Genomic DNA, 19699 nt, shown 5'->3' on the forward strand with positions numbered 1-19699 from the left:
GGCTAGCAGACCACCCGGCGCTTCAAAAAATGGCGTCGAAACCGAAGGTATGGCGGCAAATTTCAACAGCCTGCTAAAGCTTTTTACTCCGAAAAACAACACGAAGCGCAAAGTTCTAGCTATTGCAATCGCCGACCCCTCTAAAAAAGCTAAAGCTTTTTACTCCCAAAAGCAACACGGAGTGCGATAGCTTTAGCTATCGCACCAAACGGCTTGTATTGCAAAACCGCTCATGTTAGCTCCAGGCGGTCTTTAAAACTTGCACCAACACCATCCGCGCCCGGCCGCATTGCTTCTATCTGCAACTTTGCAATCGCATGCCCTAACGACGCTGCTTTGGCAATCCACATGACGGCCAAATGCCGGTCCTTTTCGACCCCGAGGCCGTTTAAATAACACTCACCCAACCATTGCATCGCATCCGGAAAATTCTGTTTAGCCGCCGCCTCCAACCAATAGATAGCGCTCTTCCACTTCCCGTGCGATACGAAAACCAGGCCCAAGTCGTTTTGAGCGGCCGCCACCCCCGCATCCGCCTGTTCGACCAATTCGACATCGTCGGACGACAAGGGGATACACAAGTCCCGCTCAATCGATTCAAAACGAATCAGCGTCTTATTGTACGTTCCGCTTTCCTCCGCGCACGTCAAAGTACCATCGGCAATACGGCGCCTGATCGTGCGCTCGCTCCATTCGGTCAGAGTCATCGCGGCTTGCAGACTGATATTCGGGAAATTACTCATACCAATAGCCTTGTATGCCTATAAAAAAGCGTTTGTGTTTTATTAACTGTTACCGGAAACAATCAATATCGTGTCGTTTTTAAACCGGCACGAGCAAGCTTAGCATCATTCCGGCCCCAAACCGGCACTTGGCAGACAAATTTTTCCGGCAAAATCCGGTCTGGCACAGCCAACTATCTGCCAGACGGCGAATCCCGATCAATATCAACCGGCATCTTTGTTTTTTCTTAGGGCGTTCTTCGAGCGATAGAAAGTCGATCCGAGCTTGCCCGCAAGCAATGTAGATATATTTCAAATACTTATAAATACACAAGCATTACCATTTTTTAATAAATAAACATTGGCACACAAACTGCTTTAGTCATTTCGAACTTTTTCACCCCATGAGGATAACTCCATGAACACACTACCCATGAACAAAGTACAACAAGGTTTTACCTTGATCGAATTGATGATCGTCGTAGCGATCATCGGTATCCTGGCTGCAATTGCGATTCCGGCTTATCAGGACTATCTAGGAAGATCCCAAGCCGCCGAGGGTGCGGAACTCCTAGGCGGTTTAAAAACGCCTGTTGCCGAATATTACGGCACTTATGGAACGTTCCCTACCATCGCCCAACTCGGTAGCCCAACAACCCAAGGAAAATATGTATCTGGAATTGCTGCTGACACTACAGCCGGCACTTATACTGCGACATTCAAATCGACCGCCGGAAGCATTAACCCTAAACTTGCCGGCACTTCTATCGTAATGACTTTCAATACCGGCACCAATGATTTCACCTGGGGCTGCGGAAGCGTTCCTACCGGCATGCAACCAAGCATGTGCAAATAATACTAATATGCTCATAAAAGAGCACAAAACCAACGAACCCCTGCTAACGCAGGGGTTTTTTTTGATCGCCATTACTCTGGCTTACTGTTGGATCAGCCGCCCCGGTTTGGCCGGCGGATTCATCCTGGACGACTGGCCTAACCTGGCAGGACTTGATCAGGTCAAGATACACGGCCAATTATCATTGTTCAGCCTTAGCGGAGCCGCCAGCGAATTGGGCCGCCCTATCAGCTTACTGAGTTTCGCGTTACAAGCGCAGGACTGGCCCGATAATCCTTATCCTTTCAAACTCGCCGGCCTGATTATTCAGGTTGTCAACGCCTGGCTGGTCTACGCCTGCTGCTATCTGATCGGCCGAATCAGAAACTGGCCCCAACGCCATGTCTTCATTTTTGCCGGCAGCGTATTGATATTCTGGTTGTTTCTTCCCTTGAATATCAGCACGGTATTTTACGTCGTGCAGCGCATGACGCTGTTGGCCGGGTTGTTTTCCTTGATCGGTATCGCGGCGTTTTTATGGGGCGTCAAACAGCGTTCGAACACCGGCTTGGCCTATGCCACGCTAGGCCTGCTGATTACGTATGTTTGCGGCATTTTGTCCAAGGAAAACGCCATACTTTCCGGACTCTATCTCAGCGTGGTTTATGCTTTGTTGATACCCGAGCAATACAAGTCCAAGCTGTGGAACTGGTGGATCATTATTTTCGGGATTTTGCCGTCATTAACCGTCATCGCCTATCTTTGTATCGGTCTCGGTCAACATACGCGCCCCGAATTCGGTCCTTATGAACGCTTGTTGACCGAAACGGTGATTCTGCAGGATTACCTGAATCATATTTTGCTGCCCACACCGGGAAAATTGAATATTTTCAACGACGGCTATCCTGTTTATAAAAACCTGTTCGAGTCTTTTATCGGCATACAAGCGGTCTGTTTTTGGTCAGCCTTATTCGCCTTGGCCTTTTTCCTTAGAAGACGTGCCGTTTTTTTTGCATTCGGCGTTTTTTGGTTTTTAGCCGGCCATTTGCTCGAATCGACCGTTTTCGGTTTGGAATTATATTTCGAGCATCGAAACTACTTGCCTAGCTTGGGAATCATCATGGGCATAATCGGAACCACGGTCGAACTCAATGCAAGAACGAACACGCTTTCAGATACACGGCAAACGCTACTCAAATACGGATCGACTGCTTTATTGGCTATGGCGGCAGGCGGCCATATTTTGGTGTATGGGGCCGAAATATCGACTTGGAGCAGCCCCGGTGCTTTGGCAATTTCGGCATTGACCGAGCGTCCGCACTCGCTAAGAGCGCATCAAGAAGCGGCCGCCTACTTCGCCAATATCGAAGACTACGCCACTTCCACCTTATTATTGCAGTCTATCGAACAAAAATGGCCGGGCTATCCGGGCACCTACAGCCAATTGGTCATGCTGAGTTGTTTGGATAGTAATGTGATACTGCCTCAAGCCAAAGCCATCAAACAGCGGCTGCAAGCCGGCCGGTTTGACCGAGGCACGCTGGACGCTTGGCATCAGATTTACGAATTCAAGAAAAACGGAAACTGCCCGAATCTTTCTTGGGATCAATATCAAGAATATATAGAGCTTTTAATCAACAATAAGGATTACGGCTCTCAAAAAGACGATTTTATCGTGCTCTTAGCACTTAGCTTAAACGCGTCCGGCAGGTATTCGGAAGCGGCAAAGGCGCTCGATCAATTTCCGGAAAATATCGCCAGTTTGGACTTTCTCATTTTAAAAGCGCGGTTTTATGCCATGGCCGGCGATAAAGAAGAAAGCCTGCAAATCATAGAGCGGGCAAGAATCAAATACGCAAACGATTTAAGGGTATGGTTACCAAGGGAAAGTCGAATCAATACAATCAAAAAACAGCTCGAACTTAGTAAAGCCCCTTAGATTTCCCGATTCCCACGCGGAAACGTGGAAACGAACACCATAAATCCAAGGCAAAACTCAGGCTCTGTGCATCGTTTCCGCGCCGGGGAGTATCGTAAAAACCCCGTATTCTCGGCTAGAAAGAACTCCAGCGTCGCATTCAGGGGTTTCCCGGAAAAAGCTAAAGCTTTTTCGCTCCCGCTGGAGTGCAATAGCTTCAGCTATTGCTCGGCAAGCGCTAGAGCTTGCTCCAACCGCCGCCATGCTGCTTCGTCGGGCGGCAATCCGAAACGCACACTGATAGGGTCGGTAAACAAACGGGTCAATATTCCTTGTCGGGCAAGGCCTTGATGCAAGTGGGCGGCCGCCTCGCGCTTGACCCACTGAAACAATGCGCAACCGCCGTCGGGCGACCAACCGCTGTCGGTCAGTAACCGTTGCAGGCGCTGGCTCTGTTGTTGCAAGGCCGCTATAGCAGTTTGTTGCCATTCGGTATCGCTCAACGCCATGGCCGCCACGTAACGTCCAGGATGACTAATCGTCCACGGCCCCAAGAGATGTTGTAGCGCTTTCAGCAAAGCACTTTCCGCAATCACGAACCCGCAGCGTATGCCGGCCAATCCGAAAAATTTTCCTACCGAACGCAGCACTATCAGTCCTTTTTGTACCGGCAAGGGACACAAGCTGAAATCACCGGGGAACACATCGATAAACGCTTCATCGACAATCAGCCAGCCGCCTTTATGGCTGAGTTGCCGATGCCAATCCAGTAACCGGCGGCGCGGCCACAATGTGCCTGTAGGGTTATTCGGATTTATGACGATCAAAACGTCCAGTTCGTGCAGACTGGAATCGATCTCCGTTTCTTTGATAGTAGTCACTCGATGCCGGGCTCGCAGCCAATTGGCGGCATGCTCGGCGTAAGCCGGATGCAGCACACCGACATTCGACTTAGGCCGCAATAACGGCAGCGTTTGAATCGCGGCTTGCGAGCCGGCCACCGCTAGTAAGGATTCGCATTGATAATACCGGCGCGCCGCGGGGAGTAGCTCATCGTCTTCTTCCGGCAACCTTTGCCAAATCTTTGGCGGCAATTGCGGTACCGGCCATCCATTGGGATTGATGCCGGTCGATAAATCGAGCCATTCCGACAAGGGTATTCCATACTGGCTTGCGGCGCGATGCAAGCGCCCTCCGTGTTCAAGCAAGGCATTCTCCGTGTTTGATCGTTACTGTGAAAACCATGGCAGGAGCGACAGCGTCTCTCCTACAACCCTCTTTCTTTTTCCGGGGCGGTTGCTTCCGTTTCATCATCGCCAGGGAAAAGCTGAAGCTTTTTCACTCCGCCGCCTAACGGAGTGCGATAGCTTCAGCTATTGCCGAATCGCGTCCGCCGTTCGGCGCAGTTGTATCCGCCGGCCGGTTTAGCATGGACACCATAAACCATCGGCGTATAATTTGCCGCTTTCGACGGCAACGACTCGTATTTTGCCCTCCCCCCACAACATTATTCTCATCTATCTCTCTAAGTTTTCATGAAAATCGTCATTCTTGGCGCCGGTGTGACCGGCTCTTCGGTTGCAGGCGCATTAGCCAGTGAAGAAAACGACATTGTCGTCATCGATCAAAAGCCGCATTTGCTTTCCGCGCTAAAAGGCCGATTGGATATAGCCACGATAGAAGGCAACGCAGCTCACCCTACCACATTGGAACAAGCGGGGGTGCGTACGGCGGACATGGTCATCGCTGTGACCGATCGCGACGAAACCAACATGCTGGCCTGCCAGGTCATCAATACTTTGTACGAACGACCGAAAACCATCGCCCGCGTTCGCGCCATCGATTTTCTTAACCATCCCGAATTATTTCGGCCCGGCGGCATCGACATCGTCATCAGTCCCGAGCAAGTGGTCACCGAAGCCATTCACAATCTAATCAAATACCCCGGCGCGCTGCATGTTTCCGAATTTGCCGATGGTTTAGTGCGTTTGTTTTCGATTCGCGTGGCGCAAGCCGGCTTTCTGACCGGCAAGCGAATCCAAGCCGTCAAAGAAAAATTGGCCGACAGCATGATACGGATAGCTGCCATTTTTCGCGACGGCAAGGCCATACCCGTGAACGGGTCGGCCGTCATTTCCTCCGGCGACGAGGTGTTTTTCGTGTGTCCGCGCGACAAGGTGCGCAAGACGCTAGTGGAATTGCACAAGCTGGAAGCGCCGATCAAATCCATCATGCTGGCGGGAGGCGGTCATGTCGGCAAAAGACTGGCTTTAGCTCTGGAGAATAATTATCACGTCAAAGTCATAGAGCAAGACATAAGCCGCGCCAAGGAGATCGCCAACGATTTACGCAATACCATGATTTTGCACGGCGACTGCACCGACGAGTCCTTGCTGCACGAAGAGATGGTAGAAGACGTGGATTTGTTCTGCGCAATTACCAATAACGACGGCATCAACTTGATTTCGGCCGGCCTAGCCAAAAAACTCGGCGCCAAAAAAGCGATTTGTTTGATTAACAATAACTCCTATTTAAAATTATTGGACGGCACCGAAATCGATTTGGCGATTCAACCCAAGCTGGAGACCTTGGGTGGAATTCTAAAACATGTCAGAAAGGGTGACGTAGTCGGCGTTAGTTCGGTATGCGGCGGCTCCGCCGAAGCGATCGAAGCGATTGCTCATCGCAGCAAGAATGCGCCATCCGTTGTCGGTCTTAGGGTCGACCAAATTAATATACCGGAAGGGGTCATTTTGGGGGCCTTGATCCGCGATGGAGAGGTCATTGCCATACATCACGACACCGTATTTGCCGAAGGCGATCACGTCGTCATGTTCGCATTGAATAAAAAACTAATCAAAGCCATCGAAGGCTATTTTCAGCCGATTTAACTATCCCTGCCGATGAAGGCTAAAGCCTTGTTCGGCAACATCCCATTACCGCCACGGTTCAATGAGGAGGATAGGCTGTCTTCATGCACGGCCGTTAAAAACTGAATCAGCTGCATCTCGATCTTTATCTTTTCCTGCGGTTCCCGCGCATCCCACATCCGGTTCAACAATTGTTTGGCGTGATGATGAATCGTGTAAGCGACGGCCTCCGGCAAATGCGCGTAACTGTCGCGCAACGAGCGTTTAAGTTGGTCCAGCGCCTCCAAATATTGCTGGTAGTCCTTTAAATCCTGTTTACACTGGATTTTTACCATCGCCAATTCATTGTCATACTTAGCTTGATTAAGCTTCAGTTCCTGTTCCAAAACCTGTGCTTGTTTCTTTAGCTCGGTTAGCAATGCCTGCTCGGCCAAAACCCTGGATCTTCGCAATTCCGCCGAATCGGGCTGTCTGGCTTGCTGCCAGCGCAGATGCTCGTCCTTTTGATCGCGCCAAAACTTCAACGTACCATTTAACCAACGCTGGACGACTGACATAGTACTTGCTTACGCAAAGCCAACATTGCGTGCGTATTGGCTTGTTTGTGATGATGTATGAGTTCTTTGCGCACCGTTTTGTAATTCATTGGCTCCAAGCAACACTTAAACTCGGCATTGATCGCTCTAAACAACTCAACGTTATGCTTTCTGTCGTCGGTAAATAGTAGACGTTGCCGCTTTAATTGACTCAAATAATGCAATTGGCGTTTCTCCAACAGGAAACGCTGCCTTAAATCATGCTGACGTATCTGTAACATTGCCGCTCGACGCAAAGCTATGGCTTCCCGGCGGAAATACAGAGCCACTCCCTGATAAAAGCCTTGCAGGATCAAACCAACATGTAATAACAATAAAAGCGCGAATGCCAGCAAGATAGCCTTGGCGGCCACGGTGTAAAGCCCGGTAGCCAACCAAACCATACCGAACTGCCAAACCGTAAACCCCATAAGCAGTAATGTTACGGCAGTGGCAAACGCCAATAATACGCCACGCAAGATATTTGCGAACATTGCTTCAACCAGGGCGCTCGATAAACTCCAGAGCATTACCGTCTCTATCCCGGCAAAACAAAGCCTTGCGTCCGGAAATGCTGGCCGTATAAGCGATGCCGGCGGCTTCCAGCGTCTCCTTCAAGGCGTCAACAGAATTACAATGCATTGCAACATGGCGGTCGCGGCCGCCGTGCGCCGGCCGCCCGGTGGTGGGATCAGGATTATCCAGCTGCAGTAAATGAATCTGTTGATCGCCGAGTGTTAACCATGCTCCCGGAAACGGCAAGTCGGGACGTTCCGTAGGCTTCATACCCAAAACATCCCGGTAAAACCGCAGAGACTGCTCGGTATCGGAAACGATTAAGCTGGCGTGGTGTATGGTGAGATCAAATTTAGACATGAGTTTTTACCCTTCGTTTTCGCCGGCGTATTATATCGCGGCTAAGGGATAGCCTTAATCGGATTTAAACCAACTAAGACTGTCTACACTGTTTCCAAGCGGTTTATATTCAGCGCCGACCCATCCGTTATACGCCAAATCGGCGATGAGATTAAACAGTGAGTCAAAATCAAGCCCGCCCGTACCCGGCTGAGCTCTTCCGGGACAATCGGCGAACTGGATATGGCCTATTTGATGGATATGTTCTTTTAAAAATCCCGGGCAATCCTCATGCATCCGGCTCATATGATAAATATCGTATTGCAGGCGCAGACCGGGGTGATTCAAGTCGTGCAATACCTCCAGCATCGCCTTGCCGCTATCAACGATAAAACCGGGCATATCGATACTGTTGACGGCTTCGAATACGGTTGTCACGCCGATCTCCGCGAAGGTATCGGCCGCATAGAGCAGGTTAGCTAGAAAGGTTTGCCGGTATTCGTTTAATCGGTGCGGATTACGACATCGGCCGGGCAACACGTTGATCACATCCGGTTTTAACAGGCTTGCGTATTCCAGCGTCTGCGCTACCGCCCGGCGAAACCGGGCCTGTTTCTCCGGCACGGCTGCCAGGCCTTCGCCGCCTTGCAATAAGGTGTCGGCATCGACGTTAAACAAAACCAGTTTTAGATCGTACCGCTGCAACGCTTCCCGGATATGCTCGGCAGGCAACTCGTAGGGAAATTGAATTTCCACCGCGTCGAAACCGCACTGTTTGGCCGCATGAAAGCGCTGCAACAAAGGCAATTCGGTAAACAACAGGCTGAGATTGGCGGAAAAGCGCAGCATCAGGCTTTCCGATATAGCTTGATCAATGTCGAAGGATCGTGCTCGAGAAATCCTTGCGTGCCGTGTAACTGCATCAATTGCGCCGCCAGGCCCGACATCGGTATCGGACTGTTCTGGTCCTTGGCTAGACTTCCCGCCATGTTTAAATCCTTCAACAAGGTTTTGACCCGCCATTTGACCGGCTCGAATTGTGCAGCGGCCATTTCCGGCCCAACGATTTGCAAAGGCTTGGAATCGGCAAAACCGCCGGCCAGCGCCTCGGGAATCTTGCTGCCATCGACGCCTGATTTCTGCGCCAGCGCCATCATTTCCGCAATGACCAACACATTGCAGCCGACTATCATCTGATTACAGATCTTGGTGACCTGACCGCTGCCTACCGACCCCATGTGAGTCAAGCGGCTGTACAGAGGTTTCAACACTTCGCGGGCAATCGCGATATCGTCTATCTCTCCGCCGGCCATAATGGCCAATGTGCCTTGTTCGGCGCCAACCGTTCCGCCCGAAACCGGCGCATCAACCCAGCGCATACCGCATTGCTGTCGGATACGGAACGCAAGCTGCCGGGTAATCTCGGGATCTATGCTGGACAAATCAACGACTAATTTATCCTTGCCGCCATGCAGCAACAGATAATCGTTGGCGATAGCCTCGACTACCGAAGTATCGGCCAGACACAATAAAATGACATCGGAAGCATGCACTAAATCCGGAATATTTTCGTAAACCGACGCCCCCGCTTGCGCTACGGCCGAAAGTTTTTCGGAACTGCGATTCCAAACATTGACCGTAAAACCGGCCTGCAGCAGACGCAAAGTCATCGGCCTGCCCATCAGCCCGATGCCGATGAAACCTAAAGTCGGCATTGTTTGTGTCATGGCCTATTCGTACAGCGCGTCACTTAGATCCGGCGCCTCAGGCAGGGTTTCCTTTGCTAGGCGCCGGCTGTAGTCGCGTCCGGCACTGCCGGTGTCGACCGCACTTTTCATCACATTCTCATGCACGATACTGAATGCTTTATCGAAATCGGCATTCACAAAGCCTCTAGCCAGTTGTTCGGTAATATTGTACAGCGCCGAATAATGAACACTCTCTCCGGACGCACAGTCATTTATTTTATCGGCCAACACCCGCATGATGGACAGCACGGAACCGTCCTGGCGCCAACTAACCGAGGTCTTAACCACATCCTCGCCCCGGCATGCAATCGCAGCCAATGCGTTATAGGCCAAATCGACCAATCCAGCCAAAATTTTGGCCAAGTCACCCGAAGTAATGGCTTTGAACGTTTCACTACCGCAATCCATCAACAACGCTTGGCGCATGACGATATCCATATCCGACAAATGCACGGTTTCGGAATGTTCCGCTTGTTCTATCCCGAATCGGTCGTGGAATTCTCTGACTTTTTCTAAATGTTTGTTCATGGCCTATCCTCCCCGTTCAGAAATGAATGTTCTCGTTGCATAGTATAAGTCAGTAGGCTGGGCAACGCTTTTTTGCCCACCGATCAATGCTAATGCATACGACGACGGGACTGAATCAGCGATACAATAACGACCACGGTTAATACCGCTAACGACGCTTCCAGCAGCAAAAACGCGCCTATTTTGAAATAAGCGAAACCGGGATGCGCATAACGCACCAGCCAGCCGGCCGCTTCATCGGCAATGGCGGAAGCGTAGACCACCACGCTTAACCAAACTTTAAGCAAGGTCGGCAAATGCGTCATCAACATCAAATGCGTCAGAGTCAATACCAACATCCCCATCGCGAACAAATGGAAATGGGTGACTTCCAACAAGCTTTGGTAACTTTTAGGCTGGGTGAATTCTTGTTCCGAGCCCAAATAATACGTGATTACCGAGTCCGTACTTAAATCCATTTTATGAAAATACATTAATCCGTTACTAAGCCACAGTAACACGACATAAACCAAAAACATCAGAATTAAGGTATTGATCAGTATCTGGCGATTTTGTTCACCGGTAACGAAAAAGCGCATTAGTTTTGAGGCTGTTTGAGCATGACTTCGAATATGGCCAACACCTTGCGTGCGCTATCGATTGCGGCACGGCTGCTGAGGGTTGCACCGGTGATACCTTGAATATCCTTACCGTATCTCAATTCATCCAGACCATGATTGAGCAATTGGGCATACCAACGTTCCGGCGGCTGATATTCCGGGGGCTCGTGGAACGCCAGCGTGACGACTTTCTGTAAGTTGCCCTCGGGATCGAGGACCACCAGCAAGGTTTCCGGTTTGGTGCGGACATTGTGCGATTCTATCGCCGCATAGCCGACAATCTGTCCCTGCTTTTTCCCAACATAAAAACTAAACAGCTTGGACTCCATTTTGACTTTGGACAATTGTTCAATCTTTGCGACTTCCTCGTCGGTCGGGAATAGCGATTTCATCTCAACCGTGGCATCGTCTCCAAAAGCCAGTTGCATGGCTTCTTCCTTGCTGTAATAGACGGTTGCGAACCCGGGCGTTAAGAAAGCCGCCAAACTAAGCCAAAGCAATAACGGTCGAATACGTTTCAATATCTGCATAAAAATCGGGCCAATCTGAAGATGAACCCGTTATGATAGAGATTGGCTGTGGATTTGCCAAACGATTTGGCATCCACAGCCGGCACAATTTCCCAGGGCATCAACAAACGACGCCCTTTGTTTTAAAAAATGAAGCCTAGACCCAAATTAAAGTCGTCCGGTGCTGATCCGGCTTTTTGCACAAAGTTGCGGTAATCGGCTTTAATGACGACGTTCGGAATCGGTTTATAGTTAAGACCGACCTGGAAGACCTGCTTGTCTTTACTTGGGTCATCGCTCCATCCCGTCGGTGCGCTCGCAATCGTATCGATGTGTTCATATCGGAAGAACGGCGCCAGATATTGAGCGGACTCGGCAAACAAATGCGGCATGACGTCGTAGCCAATTTCGCTATACCAGCCGTAGTTCGAGGAACCCACCGTTTCTCCCTGATACTGACTCAACACGGCAGCGTCGTCGATATGGCCCCACGAACCCAAGGTACGGAACTCCAGGCCGCGATATTTCCATTGCACATGCGCCTCATACAGCTGGGTGAATACGTTGGCCTTCACCCCGTCGTATGTCTGGTTTTGCCCTGAATTACCCAAATAAGCCGAAGCGCCAATCGATACGCCCGGCACGAAATCGGGAATATAATCCACACGACCTACGTAGGCCAAATCTTCGGCCAATACTTCGCTGCCACTCTGACGGCCACCGCGAATACCGTTAGAAGTAAAACCCATCGCATCCAAACCATTCACCGCATAGGTTGTATAGGTCAAACCGGGCGCAAGTTCGCCGAACAAACCCGCACCGATTTCACGCCAGGTGGAAGGAATAATATAGCGCTCGGTTATCGGACGCTGATTGCCAAAGAAGAACGGCGGCTCATGAATCTGGTTGATAAAGCCCATGGGCATCAACACCATACCTGCACGCGCATTGGCCATTGGATCAATGAAAAAATCGAGTGCGGCGAACTCAACCGATACCTCTCCGTCTTTACCTGTCGAGGAATGTTCAAATTCGATCTCACTATTGAACAAAATGCGATCGTTAAACTTATAACCCGTATAAAGCACGAAACGCTGAAAATCGGCATTATTGGAGTTGTTGACCGTTCCATCGGAATTCGTACTCTTGTCGTCAAGATTCGCCTGATAGAAAGCCTCGCCGTAGCCCCCAATCGATAGCCCCTTATTCACGTGATAGACCTTCGACGCGGCGGGAGCCATGCCGTACTCACTCTTATATTCGGTTTTTTCCGGAATGACCAATTCGGTACGCAGTTTTTCCAGTTCTTCGGTCAACACGTCGGTTTTTCGCTCGATCTGGCTGACATCCGTTTCAGGAGCCGCTTTTTTCTCCGATACGGCTTCCAATTTTTTGGTCATCGTATCGATTTGCTGTTGCTGGGCCTGAATGATCTTCCACATTTCTTCCATCGTTTGTGGCTTTTGGGCCGGTGCGTTGGCCGCGTTGCCGACCGAGTTTACCGCTAGCAGCGCAATCGCTACCGCCAATTCTGAAGTCTTAAAGTTCATATCGCTCTCCAATGAAAAGTTAAGTTCAGTATAAAACTATATATAGCGCTAATGCAAATGATTCTCATCTTTGTTTTTTTAGATAGTACTTTTCCCGGTGAATTGCTTGCATTACTTTAAGCGACGGTGTGCATCCACTTTCCAGGCGGCCGATTCAAGCACGCCAACAAAATGCTTTGTTGTCAGATAACAGCGTATACCAAAATCGATATTAGTGATTCGGAAACAACGTTGCGTTCCCTCGCAATCACTCAATCTGATATTTCTTCCGTTTACGCCAAAATGTTGCTCTACTCATGCCGGCATAGTGCGCGGCCGAGGTCAAATGACCCTTGCATGCATGCAAGGCTTCGCGGATCAATTCGGCTTCGTTCAGATGTCGAATACGCTGGAGCGCTACGTCTGAATTCCCCTTGTTTGTCTGGGTTTCCCGAAATTCCGGCGGCAAGTCATCTAAGGTAATTTCATTGCCTCGTCCCACCGCAAAGGCATACTCGACGACGTTTTTCAGCTCCCTTACATTACCCGGCCAACGATAGTCTAATAAAGGGCGCATTGCCTCCGGTGCGATGCTGTCGACATGGCGCGGGCCTTGTTGATTGTGCTTCTGAATGCTGTGCCACAACAGCAAATTGACATCCTGGCGGCGCTCGCGCAAGGGTGGCAGGAATACCGGAACGACACGCAGCCGATACATCAGGTCTTCGCGAAAACGACCTGCTTTGACTTCCTCCCTAAGAGAACGGTGCGTCGCGGCGATGATGCGCACGTCGACATGAATCGAACTATCGCCACCGACAGGAATAAAACTTTGTTCCTGCAATACACGCAATAGTTTGGCTTGCAGTTCCATCGGCAACTCGGCAACTTCGTCCAGAAACAAGGTGCCGCCATTGGCACGTTGAAACAGGCCGGCATGGTTACGCACAGCTCCGGTGAATGCCCCTTTAACGTGACCGAATAACTCGCTTTCAAGCAAACTGGGCGTTAATGCCGCACAGTTGATAGCCAAAAACGGCTTGTCTCGGCGAGTACTTTCCAGATGCAAGGCCTGCGCAACTAACTCCTTGCCGGTTCCGGATTCGCCTCGTATCAATACAGTAGCCTCTGTTTCAGCGACATTGCGGATGATTTTGATGGCCTGCCGCATAGCGGGATCGCGCGATAAGATACCGTGAAAACTATCGTACTGATCTTGCGTATCCGTCGCGGGCACGACTGCCGCGCGCGGCTGTAAAAACTCGATCGCACCGGCAAACTCACCACTGGCGTCGAAAAACGCCCGCGCGGTGCGATAACAATTGACTGCCCCGCCATTCGGCCTTTTCAAAGCCACCATCTGCGATTTGATGCTGCCGTGTTCCGCCAGCCCGCAAGGATCGCTACCTTCCTCGCACCCCAAAGCCTCGGTACAGTTCCTTCCCAGCACCGATTCGGCGGTCCGCCCGAACAGATTTTCCGCGCCCTTGCTCCAAAACAATATCTTGCCGCCGGCATCAATCACGAACACTGCGCCGGCATCAACCAATTCGGTCAAAATAGCGACGACTCGGTCTGGGCCGATCTGACTCAGCCAGCGGTTAAAAAAAGGGGAAATTTGACTCACGTAGTTACACCATTAGTTTCAAAGCGATGGATTAACGTATCACGATGAGTCAGTTTGAAACAAACCAACTCTGTGGTTCTCACCTCCAAATTTCCCGGGGTTTGACTTTTTGTGCTCATTTGTTTTAATAAAAAAGCCTCGCAGGTCCAAATGACGCTAAATTCGGCACGGTTATCCAGCCAATCGTTCACCGACCACAGCGGTATGTCGCGATGCATTAGCCGAATAGCGATATACAATTTGCCGGAATAGACATAGTCGAGCTAAGGAACCACTATCTTTATATTCAGGCATTTATGCCTTAAAACAGGAATTTTCAGCAAGGAACGCCTAAAACGCTTAACCATCAGCTTGCTTGTCGGCGGTCTTCTGTCAGGCAGCATGGCCTGTGCATCACCCAAGATTAATAGCGATACAAAACTAGCAACCGCCGGCTACTTTCAACTTCGCTGGCATGATGAATCGGACGGATCGTTCCAACTTCAACAAGCATCCAACCTCGATTTTGCTGACGCCGTGACGATCTACCAAGGCCCGGACCAAGCCACCGTCGTCAGCGGTTTGCCGGACGGCGACTATTTCTACCGGATACGCGGTAACGGACAAGCGTGGAGTGAACCGCTCAAGGTCAGCGTTCAACATCATTCCCTAGCCAAAGCCTTCGCTTTCTTCGGACTGGGCGCCGGCATGTTCGTCGCGATGTTGGCCGTTTTACTTAAAGGCGTACGCTGTAAGGAAGGTTAATGGATCTGCCAAGCATCGATGCCAAACGACTACAGCAAGACATAGAAGTCCTGTCGACCATAGGCCGCGGCGAAGACCAAGGCATATACCGTCCCGCCTTCAGCGCGGCCGATATGGAAGCGCGCGGCTGGTTGAAACGGCAAATCGAAGACGCCGGCTTGACGGTTTATCAGGACGGGGCCGCCAATATACATGCCAGGCTGGCCTGGGACGAAACCAAGCCCAGCGTGATGACCGGTTCGCATCTGGATTCGGTGCCGGGCGGCGGTCATCTGGACGGCGCCTTGGGCGTACTGGCGGGCCTGGAATGTCTGCGTCGCCTGAAGGAACTCGACGTCAAACTAAACAGGCCGCTGGAGGCCGTGGCCTTTTCCGACGAAGAAGGCCGTTTCGGCGGCATCCTGGGCTCCAGCGCCATCTGCGGACGCTTGACGCCTGACACGCTGTTCCAAGCCCGCGACCTCAATGGCGTCACGCTCACCGAAGCAATGGCCGAGCACGGTCTCAACGCGATGGACGCATTGAGCGCCGCGCGCCGGCCGTACAGCATACATGCCTTCGTCGAACTGCACATCGAACAAGGCCCCATCCTGGAGCAACAACGCCTACACTTGGGCGTGGTCGACGCGATCAACGGCCTGAACAAATGGAACGTACGTCTGATCGGCCAAGCCGCCCATGCCGGTGCCACGCCGATGGACATGCGGCGCGATGCGTTTCAAGGACTGGCCGAATTCGCCTGCGGCCTGCCCGGACTGCTGGAAAACCACGGCAGCCCCCGCAGCGTCGCAACCATAGGCCGGGTGGAATTGTCGCCCGGCGCGGCCAATGTGGTGCCGGGCCTGGCCGAGTTTTCCCTGGACATTCGCGACTGCGATGCGGATAGCCTGCAAACCGTGACCGATGCCTTACGCCGATCGCTATCCGAAATCGCCCGCCGCCGGCAGCTGATGTTCGAGTTCGACATACTCAGCAACATCCCGCCCGTTACCTGCGATCCCGATATCTGCCGGACCTTGGATAGCGTCGCGACCAGTCTGGGCATCAATCATACCCGCATGGGCAGCGGCGCGGCGCACGACACCCAAATCATGGCCGGATTCACGCGCAGCGGCCTGATTTTCATCCCCAGCAAGGGCGGCCGCAGTCATTCACCGGCCGAATGGAGCGACTGGCAGGACATCGTCAACGGCGCCAACGTGCTGCTGAATACGCTTTATCAACTGGCAAACCAACCATGACACTGAAACACACCAACTATATCAACGTCGACCCGTTGGCGGAGGCCTACCGGGAATCGATCGCGGAAGCACCGGCGGTCACGGCCTCGCTAAAACAACACCACACGGCCTTGCTCTGCATAGACTTGCAGTACCTCGATGCCGCGCCGGGTTGGGGCGTATTCGCCGACGCGGAAAAATCCGGCGTGCCGATAGAAGCCCAGGAATATTACTTCAACCGGTTGGAAGAGCTAGTTTTGCCCAATGTCCACAAACTACAAGGCGGCTTCCGCGCTTGCGGGTTGGAAGTCATTCATACCCGTATTCAGTCTTTGACCAGGGACGGCCGCGACCGCGGCCCCGGTCATAAGCGCCTGAATCTGCACGCGCCTCCCGGCTCCAAGGAAGCCGAGTTTCTGGAGCAAGTTGCGCCTATCGGCGATGAAATCATCATCAACAAAACCGCCAGCGGCGTGTTCAACTCCACCAATATCGAATATCTGCTGCGCAATCTGGGCATTACCGGCTTGTTCATCGTCGGCGTATACAGCAACGAATGCGTATCGACCGCGATCCGCGACGCCTGCGACCGCGGCTTCCATGTCACGCTGATTTCCGACGCCTGCGCCACGGTGACGCCGGAATTGCAACAAGCCACGATCACCACGATGAAAGACCGCTACGCCCGCGTCTTGAGCACCGAAGAGGCCTTGGCCGAACTGGCCGAATTGGTCGAATTGGTCGAGGCCGGCTAATGGAAGCGATGTTGGATCAACAGTCCGCGATCCTGCCGATTGAAATCGCCTGGCTCATCATCGGCGCTTTCAGCACCTTATGGATCGCGATCGGCTGGTGGCTGGGCCGAAACAACACCGGCTTGGACAACTATATGCTGGCCGGACGTAAAGTCGGGCTGGCGCTGGCTTCGGCCACCGCGATGGCCACCTGGGTCACCAGCAACACCACGATGGCGGCGCCTCAGCTGGCCTTGCAGTTGGGCATCTGGGGCATGATCGGTTATTCCTTGGGCTCGGTCGGCTTGTTGCTGTTCGCTCCGATGGCGCAACGCATCCGCGACCTGATGCCCAACGCTTACACCAGCGGCGATTTTTTCCGCCTGCGTTACGGCAAACCGGCCTGGCGCATTTATCTGCTGATTTCCTTCGCCTACGGCATGGGCTGGCTGATCAGCCTGGGCATGGCCGGCGGCGTGTTGATCAACGCCTTGAGCGGCATCGATTACCGCATCGGCATGAGCGTCATTCTAAGCATTTGCGTCATTTATACGCTGCTCGGCGGCCTGAAAGCGGTGATCGGCACCGACTTTATCCAGACCGTGGTCATATTGCTCGGCATCATCGTGCTGGCCTGGTTTGCAATCAACGAAGTCGGCTTCGAGCGCATACACGCCACGGTGCGCGAACAGCGGCCGGAACTATTGAACCTGTTATTGCCGGCCGCCTTGATGTTTTTGTTCAACAACCTGTTTTTCGGGGTCGGCGAAATCTTCCACTCCAACGTCTGGTGGAGCCGGGCCTTTGCCTTCGGTCCCGGCGTCGGCTTTCGCGCCTACATCCTGGCCGGTTTGCTCTGGTTTCCTATTCCGATCGTCGCCGGTTTCGTGGCGCTGGCCACGCCGGCCCTCGGCTTGAACGTACCCGCCGCCGACATGGTCGGGCCGATGATCGCCGCCAAGCTGATGGGCATCGGCGGCGCGATTATCGTATTCATCGTCGTGTTCGCCGCGCTGGCGTCCAGCTTGGATTCCTTGCTGGCCGCCACCGCGGACCTGATCACCCAGGATATTTATAAAGGCCATCTGCGCCCGGACGCCGACGAAGCGGAACTGCGCGTGGCCGCCAAATTCGTCATCATCGCTCTAGGCGTCGTGACCTGGCTATTGTGCATGCCGCGCCTGACCACCCTAGGCGAATTGCTGTTCTTCATGGGCGCTTTCGTCGCCAGCACGATCTGGCCGATACTGACCGGTCTTTACTGGAAACAGGTCAATCCCACGGGTGCGGCTTTTGCGATGCTGTTCGGCACCGCGGCCGGTTTGATCGCCTATTTTCAAATCGGTTTCTACGTGGCCGCGCTGGTCTCCACCGCCGTTTCGATGCTGATCGTGCTGAGTTCAACCTATTTGCGCCCGCACGCCTACGACTGGCAACGCTTAAACGAGGCCGAAAACGCATGATGATTTCCGCCACTTTCTTATCCGTTATGGTCGGCAGTGCGTTGGCGCTTACCGTCGCCGCGCCTATTATTTTACTTTTTCTTTTCATACGTGACTGGATCAAAGGAGTCTTGTGGTGAAACCCGTTCCGTCCCTATTACGCGAATCCGTCAAACCGGCCAAATGGCGCGATGGCATAGAGCGTCCGAAAAAACTGATGCATATCGTCATCGAAGACCCGGAACCGCTGGTCGCGCTGGCCGGCCTGCCCATCGTCTCGGCCAGGCAGTTCGACAGGGCCAAAATTGCACAACTATGCCGGTTTGCCGCCTACTACGAAGTAACCTCCAATATCTTTCCGCTGCCGCTGAAAGGCAAGATTCTGATCAACGCCTTTTACGAACCCAGCACCCGCACCCGCTTGTCCTTCGAAAGCGCGTGGCACAGGCTGGGCGGCGACGTCATGAGCATCACCGATCCGGCCACGACCGGGATCGCCAAGGGCGAGTCCTTGCAGGACGTGGCCGAGATGTTCAACCACTACGGCGACGTCGTCGTGCTCAGAGATACCCGCGAACAGGCGATCTACGACATGCTGCCTTCCCTGCGCATACCGATCGTCAACGCCGGCAACGGCATAGACGAGCATCCGACTCAGGCCTTGACCGACCTCTATGCCATCTTCAAATGGCGTCCGCAATTGATAGAGCCGGAAGTCGCCGAGGCCGACAAAATCCGCATAGGCATCATCGGCCTGCCCAGCCGCATGCGGACCGTGCGCTCGCTGCTATTGATGCTGTCGCTGTTTCCGCAGGCCATACACGAGATCGTGATCATTTCCGATCAGACACAGCCTTTCGACCCCGAACAGCGGGAAGAATTGGAACAAGCAGGCCTGAACATCAAGATCAGCCAATCGCTGAATGCCGAATTACCCGATTTGGACGTGGTGTACATCAATTCCATCGCCTGGGTGGGCGACAGTTTCGAAAAACTGGGCAAGGATTTGAAGCTGAATGCCGCTTCGCCGTTGAAAGCCGGCGCCATCATCATGCATCCTTTGGCGCGCGGCGCCGAGCTGGATACCGACTTGGACAACACCCCGCATAATTGGTATTTCGCCCAGGCCCGAGGCGCGGTGTTCATACGCATGGCTCTATTGACCAGCGTGGTGCAGCGGGTGGCGCAAGTCATAGACACGCCGCCCGAACTGCTGTAACGATAACTATCGCAATCACAAAACC

The 19699-nt window shown here is 52.6% G+C and carries 21 protein-coding genes; 9 read left to right on the forward strand and 12 right to left on the reverse strand.

Features of this window, described 5'->3' with window-relative positions; all coding sequences use genetic code 11:
• Positions 1-190, forward strand: a 190-nt coding sequence (locus tag ACW73I_RS17455) for a hypothetical protein (protein ID WP_458030711.1), incomplete at its 5' end; no start/stop codon positions are given.
• Positions 191-230: 40 nt separating this feature from the next.
• Here the strand turns inward: ACW73I_RS17455 and ACW73I_RS17460 are convergent.
• The gene (locus ACW73I_RS17460) at positions 231-743 is read right to left on the reverse strand and encodes a tetratricopeptide repeat protein (protein WP_458030712.1); all 513 of its coding nucleotides are present in this window, start codon (positions 741-743) and stop codon (positions 231-233) included.
• Positions 744-1140: 397 nt separating this feature from the next.
• Here ACW73I_RS17460 and ACW73I_RS17465 point away from each other — a divergent pair, with 397 nt between their 5' ends.
• Positions 1141-1578, forward strand: a complete 438-nt coding sequence (locus ACW73I_RS17465; protein WP_458030713.1) for a pilin — start codon at positions 1141-1143, stop codon at positions 1576-1578.
• Between the two features lie 7 nt (positions 1579-1585).
• Entirely contained in the window at positions 1586-3496 is a 1911-nt protein-coding gene (locus ACW73I_RS17470) for a tetratricopeptide repeat protein (RefSeq protein ID WP_458030714.1), read from the forward strand.
• Between the two features lie 200 nt (positions 3497-3696).
• Here the strand turns inward: ACW73I_RS17470 and cobD are convergent, their stop codons facing one another.
• A complete protein-coding gene (gene cobD, locus ACW73I_RS17475; protein ID WP_458030715.1) occupies positions 3697-4683 on the reverse strand; it encodes a threonine-phosphate decarboxylase CobD in 987 nt (328 codons plus the stop codon).
• A gap of 327 nt (positions 4684-5010) precedes the next feature.
• On the opposite strand from cobD, the gene trkA reads away from it, so the two are divergent.
• The gene (gene trkA, locus ACW73I_RS17480; protein ID WP_458030716.1) at positions 5011-6366 is read left to right on the forward strand and encodes a Trk system potassium transporter TrkA; all 1356 of its coding nucleotides are present in this window, start codon (positions 5011-5013) and stop codon (positions 6364-6366) included.
• Here the strand turns inward: trkA and ACW73I_RS17485 are convergent.
• The 10 genes from ACW73I_RS17485 to ACW73I_RS17530 all read right to left on the reverse strand — a co-directional run bounded on the left by ACW73I_RS17485 (position 6363) and on the right by ACW73I_RS17530 (position 14315).
• Positions 6363-6902 carry a hypothetical protein gene (locus ACW73I_RS17485; protein ID WP_458030717.1) on the reverse strand — a complete coding sequence of 180 codons (540 nt, stop codon included), beginning with the start codon at positions 6900-6902 and terminating at the stop codon, positions 6363-6365. The genes trkA and ACW73I_RS17485 overlap by 4 nt on opposite strands.
• Positions 6878-7414 (reverse strand): hypothetical protein, encoded by a 537-nt coding sequence (locus tag ACW73I_RS17490; RefSeq protein WP_458030718.1) that lies wholly within the window; start codon positions 7412-7414, stop codon positions 6878-6880. The genes ACW73I_RS17485 and ACW73I_RS17490 overlap by 25 nt, the downstream gene beginning before the upstream one ends.
• A 4-nt stretch (positions 7415-7418) precedes the next feature.
• Positions 7419-7796, reverse strand: a complete 378-nt coding sequence (locus ACW73I_RS17495; protein ID WP_458030719.1) for a VOC family protein — start codon at positions 7794-7796, stop codon at positions 7419-7421.
• Positions 7797-7850: 54 nt separating this feature from the next.
• Positions 7851-8624 (reverse strand): hydroxypyruvate isomerase family protein, encoded by a 774-nt coding sequence (locus tag ACW73I_RS17500; RefSeq protein ID WP_458030720.1) that lies wholly within the window; start codon positions 8622-8624, stop codon positions 7851-7853.
• Positions 8624-9502: an NAD(P)-dependent oxidoreductase gene (locus ACW73I_RS17505; RefSeq protein WP_458030721.1), complete on the reverse strand. Its 879-nt coding sequence runs from the start codon at positions 9500-9502 to the stop codon at positions 8624-8626. The genes ACW73I_RS17500 and ACW73I_RS17505 overlap by 1 nt, the downstream gene beginning before the upstream one ends.
• A gap of 3 nt (positions 9503-9505) precedes the next feature.
• On the reverse strand, positions 9506-10051 hold the full coding sequence (locus ACW73I_RS17510; protein ID WP_458030722.1) for a nucleoside triphosphate pyrophosphohydrolase family protein: 546 nt from the start codon (positions 10049-10051) through the stop codon (positions 9506-9508).
• 89 nt (positions 10052-10140) lie between these two features.
• Positions 10141-10629, reverse strand: coding sequence for a hypothetical protein (locus ACW73I_RS17515; protein WP_458030723.1), 489 nt, complete (start codon positions 10627-10629; stop codon positions 10141-10143).
• Positions 10629-11180, reverse strand: a complete 552-nt coding sequence (locus tag ACW73I_RS17520; protein WP_458030724.1) for an FMN-binding protein — start codon at positions 11178-11180, stop codon at positions 10629-10631. Before ACW73I_RS17520 ends, ACW73I_RS17515 begins: the two co-directional genes overlap by 1 nt.
• A 122-nt stretch (positions 11181-11302) precedes the next feature.
• Positions 11303-12709 carry a hypothetical protein gene (locus tag ACW73I_RS17525; protein ID WP_458030725.1) on the reverse strand — a complete coding sequence of 469 codons (1407 nt, stop codon included), beginning with the start codon at positions 12707-12709 and terminating at the stop codon, positions 11303-11305.
• A gap of 247 nt (positions 12710-12956) precedes the next feature.
• Positions 12957-14315, reverse strand: a complete 1359-nt coding sequence (locus tag ACW73I_RS17530) for a sigma-54 interaction domain-containing protein (protein WP_458030726.1) — start codon at positions 14313-14315, stop codon at positions 12957-12959.
• 381 nt (positions 14316-14696) lie between these two features.
• Here ACW73I_RS17530 and ACW73I_RS17535 point away from each other — a divergent pair, with 381 nt between their 5' ends.
• The 5 genes from ACW73I_RS17535 (at position 14697) to ACW73I_RS17555 (ending at position 19674) form a co-directional block, all read left to right on the forward strand.
• Positions 14697-15059 (forward strand): hypothetical protein, encoded by a 363-nt coding sequence (locus ACW73I_RS17535; protein ID WP_458030727.1) that lies wholly within the window; start codon positions 14697-14699, stop codon positions 15057-15059.
• Entirely contained in the window at positions 15059-16300 is a 1242-nt protein-coding gene (locus tag ACW73I_RS17540) for an allantoate amidohydrolase (RefSeq protein ID WP_458030728.1), read from the forward strand. Before ACW73I_RS17535 ends, ACW73I_RS17540 begins: the two co-directional genes overlap by 1 nt.
• Positions 16297-17034, forward strand: a complete 738-nt coding sequence (locus ACW73I_RS17545; protein WP_458030729.1) for a cysteine hydrolase family protein — start codon at positions 16297-16299, stop codon at positions 17032-17034. Before ACW73I_RS17540 ends, ACW73I_RS17545 begins: the two co-directional genes overlap by 4 nt.
• On the forward strand, positions 17034-18476 hold the full coding sequence (locus tag ACW73I_RS17550; protein WP_458030730.1) for a sodium:solute symporter family protein: 1443 nt from the start codon (positions 17034-17036) through the stop codon (positions 18474-18476). Before ACW73I_RS17545 ends, ACW73I_RS17550 begins: the two co-directional genes overlap by 1 nt.
• A gap of 115 nt (positions 18477-18591) precedes the next feature.
• On the forward strand, positions 18592-19674 hold the full coding sequence (locus tag ACW73I_RS17555; RefSeq protein ID WP_458030731.1) for an aspartate/ornithine carbamoyltransferase family protein: 1083 nt from the start codon (positions 18592-18594) through the stop codon (positions 19672-19674).
• Positions 19675-19699: the final 25 nt, after the last annotated feature.

Source organism: Methylomonas sp. MgM2 (assembly GCF_054172045.1).

What these genes read in the sequence shown, in the direction of transcription:
- ACW73I_RS17525 (WP_458030725.1), bottom strand. Translation starts at nt 12,709, where the DNA reads ATGAACTTTAAGACTTCAGAATTGGCGGTAGCGATTGCGCTGCTAGCG.
- ACW73I_RS17520 (WP_458030724.1), bottom strand. Translation starts at nt 11,180, where the DNA reads ATGCAGATATTGAAACGTATTCGACCGTTATTGCTTTGGCTTAGTTTG.
- ACW73I_RS17470 (WP_458030714.1), top strand. Translation starts at nt 1,586, where the DNA reads ATGCTCATAAAAGAGCACAAAACCAACGAACCCCTGCTAACGCAGGGG.
- ACW73I_RS17505 (WP_458030721.1), bottom strand. Translation starts at nt 9,502, where the DNA reads ATGACACAAACAATGCCGACTTTAGGTTTCATCGGCATCGGGCTGATG.
- ACW73I_RS17460 (WP_458030712.1), bottom strand. Translation starts at nt 743, where the DNA reads ATGAGTAATTTCCCGAATATCAGTCTGCAAGCCGCGATGACTCTGACC.
- trkA (WP_458030716.1), top strand. Translation starts at nt 5,011, where the DNA reads ATGAAAATCGTCATTCTTGGCGCCGGTGTGACCGGCTCTTCGGTTGCA.
- ACW73I_RS17495 (WP_458030719.1), bottom strand. Translation starts at nt 7,796, where the DNA reads ATGTCTAAATTTGATCTCACCATACACCACGCCAGCTTAATCGTTTCC.
- ACW73I_RS17510 (WP_458030722.1), bottom strand. Translation starts at nt 10,051, where the DNA reads ATGAACAAACATTTAGAAAAAGTCAGAGAATTCCACGACCGATTCGGG.
- ACW73I_RS17500 (WP_458030720.1), bottom strand. Translation starts at nt 8,624, where the DNA reads ATGCTGCGCTTTTCCGCCAATCTCAGCCTGTTGTTTACCGAATTGCCT.
- ACW73I_RS17550 (WP_458030730.1), top strand. Translation starts at nt 17,034, where the DNA reads ATGGAAGCGATGTTGGATCAACAGTCCGCGATCCTGCCGATTGAAATC.
- ACW73I_RS17515 (WP_458030723.1), bottom strand. Translation starts at nt 10,629, where the DNA reads ATGCGCTTTTTCGTTACCGGTGAACAAAATCGCCAGATACTGATCAAT.
- ACW73I_RS17545 (WP_458030729.1), top strand. Translation starts at nt 16,297, where the DNA reads ATGACACTGAAACACACCAACTATATCAACGTCGACCCGTTGGCGGAG.
- ACW73I_RS17540 (WP_458030728.1), top strand. Translation starts at nt 15,059, where the DNA reads ATGGATCTGCCAAGCATCGATGCCAAACGACTACAGCAAGACATAGAA.
- ACW73I_RS17485 (WP_458030717.1), bottom strand. Translation starts at nt 6,902, where the DNA reads ATGTCAGTCGTCCAGCGTTGGTTAAATGGTACGTTGAAGTTTTGGCGC.
- ACW73I_RS17490 (WP_458030718.1), bottom strand. Translation starts at nt 7,414, where the DNA reads ATGTTCGCAAATATCTTGCGTGGCGTATTATTGGCGTTTGCCACTGCC.
- ACW73I_RS17535 (WP_458030727.1), top strand. Translation starts at nt 14,697, where the DNA reads ATGGCCTGTGCATCACCCAAGATTAATAGCGATACAAAACTAGCAACC.
- ACW73I_RS17465 (WP_458030713.1), top strand. Translation starts at nt 1,141, where the DNA reads ATGAACACACTACCCATGAACAAAGTACAACAAGGTTTTACCTTGATC.